This window comes from Paraclostridium sp., from assembly GCF_051656405.1.
In the GTDB taxonomy this organism is placed as follows: domain Bacteria; phylum Bacillota; class Clostridia; order Peptostreptococcales; family Peptostreptococcaceae; genus Paraclostridium.
The window spans coordinates 1-6,339 of the sequence record NZ_JBOGBV010000052.1 but is presented as its reverse complement, the minus strand read 5'-3'; the positions used below and the strand labels follow the sequence as shown (position 1 = coordinate 6,339).

General features: G+C 27.5%; 4 protein-coding genes and 1 pseudogene. All 5 read right to left on the bottom strand.

The features are described 5' to 3' along the window. Nucleotides 1-337: 337 nt before the first annotated feature. The gene (locus ACRDDE_RS07065) at nt 338-1,153 is read right to left on the bottom strand and encodes an Mrp/NBP35 family ATP-binding protein (RefSeq protein WP_438626568.1); all 816 of its coding nucleotides are present in this window, start codon (nt 1,151-1,153) and stop codon (nt 338-340) included. A gap of 164 nt (nt 1,154-1,317) precedes the next feature. Beyond that, nucleotides 1,318-2,088, bottom strand: a complete 771-nt coding sequence (locus ACRDDE_RS07060) for a DUF3226 domain-containing protein (RefSeq protein ID WP_438626566.1) — start codon at nt 2,086-2,088, stop codon at nt 1,318-1,320. Further along, complete coding sequence (locus ACRDDE_RS07055) at nt 2,088-3,125, bottom strand: AAA family ATPase (RefSeq protein ID WP_438626564.1); 1,038 nt, start codon at nt 3,123-3,125, stop codon at nt 2,088-2,090. The genes ACRDDE_RS07060 and ACRDDE_RS07055 overlap by 1 nt, the downstream gene beginning before the upstream one ends. A 154-nt stretch (nt 3,126-3,279) precedes the next feature. Beyond that, nucleotides 3,280-5,769 carry a CoA-disulfide reductase gene (cdr, locus tag ACRDDE_RS07050; protein WP_438626562.1) on the bottom strand — a complete coding sequence of 830 codons (2,490 nt, stop codon included), beginning with the start codon at nt 5,767-5,769 and terminating at the stop codon, nt 3,280-3,282. 271 nt (nt 5,770-6,040) lie between these two features. Beyond that, nucleotides 6,041-6,307: pseudogene (gene hfq, locus ACRDDE_RS07045) on the bottom strand (RNA chaperone Hfq); the annotation flags it as partial. Nucleotides 6,308-6,339 lie beyond the last annotated feature (32 nt).

Sequence of the window (6,339 nt, the reverse complement as noted above, 5' to 3'; positions counted from 1 at the left end):
ATAAAGTAACTGGATGTGGTAATTTATTACCTATGTACTCTATCCCATCTAGAGATTTCATCAAAAAACTCTTTTTTTCTTTAACTGCTGATTTACTCATATTACGCCCCCTTTATTTTTATATGTATCATTCTTTTTTTATAATGGTATCACATTGATATATTAAAAACAATGCAATTTTGCAAATATTCTTTATTTTTATAATATTTCATTTTTTTAAAACAAATTATCTCATTTTTATACATTTTTTAAAGCTCTAAATACTAAAATTAAAATATAATTTTAAATAACATAAAAAAACGACCTTGAAACAAGATCGCTTTTTTATATTGATATTCTATTTGATATTTTCTACTATTCCAGTTAGTATATTATTTAGCTCGTCACTTATATCATCAACCCCATTATGAGTTATATTAACAATTTCCTTAGTCATTGGAAGTTCTCCTAAAAGTTTTAAGTTCATTTCTTTTAGGAATTCTTCTGTTTCTTCTCCGTCAAATAGCTTTATTTTTTTTTCACAATCTGGACATTGAATATAGCTCATATTTTCAACAACACCTAATACTTTTATATTAAGCATTTTAGCCATATTTACAGCTTTTGCCACTATCATAGATATCATATCTTGAGGAACTGAAACCATCACAACTCCATTTAAAGGTATGTTTTGCATTACTGTAAGTGGAACATCTCCTGTTCCTGGGGGCATATCTATTAATAAATAATCTAGTTCTTCCCACATTACATCTTTATAAAACTGTTTTACTGTATTGCTAATTATAGGTCCCTTCCATACTATAGCTTGATTTTCTTCTCCAACCATAAAGTTTATCGACATTGTCTTTATATTGTCTTTAGTCACTATAGGATATATATCTTTTCCATTTGGTGAAGTTGCTCTTTCATCTTGAACTCCCATAAGTCTTGGAATACTTGGACCAGTTATATCCGCATCTAATATACCAACTTTATATCCCATTTTATTTAATTTTTTTGCAATAAGAGCTGTTACAGTAGATTTTCCAACTCCACCTTTTCCACTCATTACTCCTATTATATTTTTTATTTTATTGTTAGGATTATTTTCTATTGTACAAGTCTCTTGCTTATTACAATTTCCTTTAGATGGACATGAATTACAATTTCCCATTTGTGTTACCTCTCTTTTCTTTTGTCTACTTCTTTAATTATAGTAAAATATGTATAAAATAATACACATTAAAGATCTTAATTTAATTATAAATCAAACTACTCTCAATTAATATATACCCCACATAAAAATAATAAATCATAAATAAAAAAAATTGTTATATTTTAAAAATTTATTATTTTCACAATAAAATCATAAAACTTCTTAATATCTTCACTATATTTAATACTTTCTTCACTTATCCAGTCATCACGTCTTATTGAACTTTGATTTGCGCTCCCTGGCTGAAAAACATTAGCTATACATCCTACCCTTACTTTATTTTCACTAGAAATACTCCAATTATATTTATGTCTTTCATCTATATTTCCAATATAATTGTCAACTTGTTCTATAAGATCTTTGTAAACTACACCTGCACCATCTAGTAATAAATTTTCTAAAGTCCCTTTCCTATCATTATCAGGAAAGAAATAATTGTATAAATTAATTTTTTCTCCTTTTATGTTAATTTCTTCATCTAAGAAATCTTTTTTACATATAATCATGTCTTTTTTCTTATCTTTAAACTTTTCATTAAATGTTTCTTTAGCTATTTTTTGATCTGCATCGAAAATTGCACATATACTTTTTATTTGATTTAACTCTGATTTGCTCATATTGCTAATATATAAGTCAATTTCTTTGATAAGCCTTCCTTCTCCATTCGTACAAATAATTACAACTATAACTTTTTCATTTGTAAAATACGATGGTATAGGTACATATCTTTCAATCCTATCTTTCACAAAAGGATATGTTCTAGGAATTTTTCTTTTCCATATTTCAGGTAGATTATCTATACTTCTTATTTCTTTGAATCCATTTAGGTCTAAAATCTTAGCTACACAGTTAGCGTCATGAACGCCTTCTACGAAAAATAAAATATTTTTCATCATCTCACATCCTGACCTAATATAGTTCTTATATCTTTTAGTTTACTACCTGAAAATCTTGTTGTGTATGCATACGTATCTACAGACTCTATCCTAAAACAAGCTAACTCATCTATTTTATTTTCTATACCATCAATCATCGAGTCAATAACTTCTAAGCTATGAGTAGTGCAAATAAGTTGAACTTTATATTCTATACATGCTTTTACAAACCAATCAAAAACTCCTTTTATCATATCTTTGTATATAGCTGTCTCTATCTCGTCTATTAGTAATATTCCACCCTTTGAACTAATTATAGCAGATGCTAATGTAATTACTTTTTTTACTCCATCACCAAAACTAGACAATGGCATAAGCTTAAATTTTTTATGATTTACATATATTGATGAAGTATTCATTTGCTCATTTGGCAAAACTTCAAATCCTATTATGTTTTCATCAAACTTTCTGAGTAATTCAACAATTTTATCTTTATCCCCATCTTTTATAATTTCTATAGTTGTATTTAATGAGTTCTCCCTAAAGTGATCATATGGTGTTATATATACCATTTTTATAGTTCTATAACTTCCACTAAATCTTAATTGTTTGTTTTCTTGAATATATATTTCTTTGTTAACTAATTGTTGGTTATTTTGTTTAAGACTTACAACTCCTTCAAAAACCTTACTTTCAAAATTTCTCTCCATATCATTAAAGTCAATTACATCACTTAAATTCCCTTCTATTTTAAATTCATGTTCGCATTGATTTATAATTGAGTCAATGTGAATACTTCTATTTTCATTTTGTCCTTTAGGAAACATTTCTAAAAAGAGTTCAAATTTAGATACATTGTTACTATCTCTTTTAGCTGCATTAACCAACATATTTCTTACACTATCTGGATTCTCTAATAGTGATATTGCTTCTAAAATAGATGTTTTCCCACTATTGTTATCTCCAACAATTATATTTATTGTAAGTAAATTTTCTAATTCTAAATCTTTTACACCTCTGAAATTTTTAATATTTAAGTAACTTAAATAATTCATTTTACCACATCTCTCTTTTTATATAATCTAATAAATTATATAAATTTATATTACTTAATATTACTTAAATAAATAGTTTGTAAGTTAAAAATTCTAAATAACAAAATTAAAGGAAGTAATTTAAATTACTCCCTTTAATTTTGTTATTATTAAATTATATAAATAAGTTTAATCCAGAGTCTTCAGCTGCACCTAAGTATGCTGCAACTCCACCTAAATCTACTCCATCTATAAGTTCTTCTTTCTTAATTCCCATTAGATCCATACTCATAGAACAAGCTACAAGTTTAACACCCATATTTATAGCATTATTTATTAATGTGTCGATATCATCAACATTATGCTTTTTCATTATTTCATTTATCATTTTGGGTCCCATTCCACCCATGTTCATCTTTGATAAAGGTAGCTTATTAGTATTGCTTGGTAACATCATATCAAACATTTTTTCCATAGCATCTTTTTGAACTTTTACTTTTTCTTTTCTCTTTAATACATTAAGTCCCCAGAATGTGAAAAACATTGTAACTTCTTTACCCATTGATGCTGCACCTGTAGCTATTATAAATGATGCTATAGCCTTATCCAAATCTCCACTAAATACTACCATTGTTGCTCCATCTTTTCCAACTTGATTACTTAAAGAACATGAAGCTTTTGCATTAATAGGATTTTCTCCTTTTTGTATATAAGCTACATAAGCTTTTTTATCTTTATTAAATTCAGCTTTTAATAGTGAATTTCCTGTTGTTTCACACCATGCCTTTATATCTTTGCTAAAAGCAACATCACTTGCTTTTACCTCTATTATATCTCCATTTTCCATCTTTGATACTTCTTCAAAAACTCTTCTGATCGGCCCTGGACATTGAAGTCCACAAGCATCTAATTTAATATTTGCTTTTATATTATCATTCATAACTACAACCTCTTCATTTATTAACTGACTATTTTCACTAAAGTTAACATTATCATTTTGATTTTCAATAGCTTTTTTAGCTCTTTTTATAGATGAATAAGTCTTCATTCCACCATCTATATTAAAACATTTATATCCTCTTTGTGTTAATATCCTACAAGCAATATAACCTCTTAATCCAACTTGGCAAGTAACATAAATATTTTTATCCTTAGGTATTTCATCTATTCTTTTTCTTAATGATCCAAGAGGGATATTAATCGAACCTTTAATCATACCTGTTGCTAACTCGAACTCATCTCTTACATCTAAAACTATATCTCCTCTATCTAAAACTTGATCTACCTCATGGTACTGTATAGTTTTTACATCTCCTTCTATGATATTTGATGCATAATATCCTAACATATTAACAGGGTCTTTAGCTGAGTTATATGGAGGTGCATAGCATGGTTCTACATCTTGCAAGTCAAATACAGTTAAATTAGCCTTTATTGCAGTAGCTAAGACATCTATACGTTTTTCTACACCTTCAATACCAACTCCTTGTGCTCCATATATTTTACCTGTTTCTTTATCAAATATCATTTTATATGCTATAGGAAATGCCCCTGGATAGTATCCTGCACTTGAGTTTGGATGAATATGCACAACTTCATAATCTATTCCTAATCTTGTTAATATTTTTTCATTATTTCCAGTTGTAGCTACTGTATAATCAAATATCTTTGCTACAGACGATCCTAATGTTCCTTTATATTTAATATTTTTCCCACATATATTGTCAGCAACCAATCTTCCCTGTCTGTTAGCTGGCCACGCTAATGGTATCATTGTAGGTTTTTTGTTTACAAAATCTAGAATTTCTACAGCATCACCTAATGCATATATATTCTCATCTGAAGTTTTCATGTATTCATCAACAACTATAGCTCCTCTTTCATTTAGTTTTAATCCTGCATCTTTAGCTATTGACGTTTCAGGTCTAACTCCTATAGATAAAATTATTAAATCGGTTTCTATTTCTTTGCCGCTATTCAATATTACCGTTTTACCGTTATTTTTAAATTCTTTTACTCCATCATCTAAAATTAATTTAATACCATTATCTATTAGATGTTCATGTATAGTACTTACCATTTCTACATCAAGAGGAGCCATAACTTGAGAACTAGCTTCAACTAGAGTTACATCTATACCTCTTTCAACCAAGTTTTCGGCCATTTCTATACCAATAAATCCTCCACCTATTACAACAGCTTTTTTAGTGCTATCTTTATCTACATAATCTTTTATTTTATCTGTATCTGGTATATTTCTTAGTGTAAATAAATTATTACAATCCTTTATTCCATTTATAGGAGGCTTTATAGGACTTGCCCCTGGCGATAAAACCAATACATCGTAACTTTCATCATATGTTTCTCCTGTTTTGTGATTTTTTACAGTTACTTTTTTATTTTCTTTATCTATTTTAATTACTTCGCTTAAATTTCTTATGTCCATATTAAATTTGTCACTCATAGCTTCAACCGTTTGAACTATAAGTTTTTCTCTTTCAGTTATAACCTCCCCTATATAGTATGGAAGTCCACAGTTTGCAAAAGATATATATTCACCTTTTTCAAACATAACTATTTCAAAATTTTCCTCTAATCTTCTAAGTCTTGCAGCTGTTGATGCCCCACCTGCAACTCCACCTACTACTATAACTTTTTTAGACATATTAAAATCTCCTTTTTATTTTATATTCACCAATATACATATTATATTTTGTTAAAGTAATAACTTTAATTTTTATAGTTTTATAATTTATAATTTTATTATATTTAAAACAGGAATATAGTTCTGTGACTTTATCACATATAAAACCAAATAAAAAAAGACTTGAGAGTTTTAAACGCTCTCAAGTCTTTTTTTATTTTATATTCAATTATTTGTTTTCTTGATAATTTTTATTGTATCCTTGATTATTATTATTGTTATTGTTATATCCTTGATTATTATTATTGTTATTGTTATATCCTTGGTTGTTATTATTGTTAAAGTTTATTTGTTTTCCTGGTATTATAGTAGATACTGCATGCTTATATATAAGATTTTGCTGCTTATTTTCTCCTTCTAATAATACTATGTAGCTATCAAATCCCTTAACGTGCCCCTTAACTTGAACTCCATTCATTAAAAATATTGTTACAGGTATTCTTTCTTTTCTTGCATTATTTAAGAATAAGTCCTGTAAGTTTAATACTGTATTTTTCATTAGATTAATACCCTCCAAAATGATTTATCAAA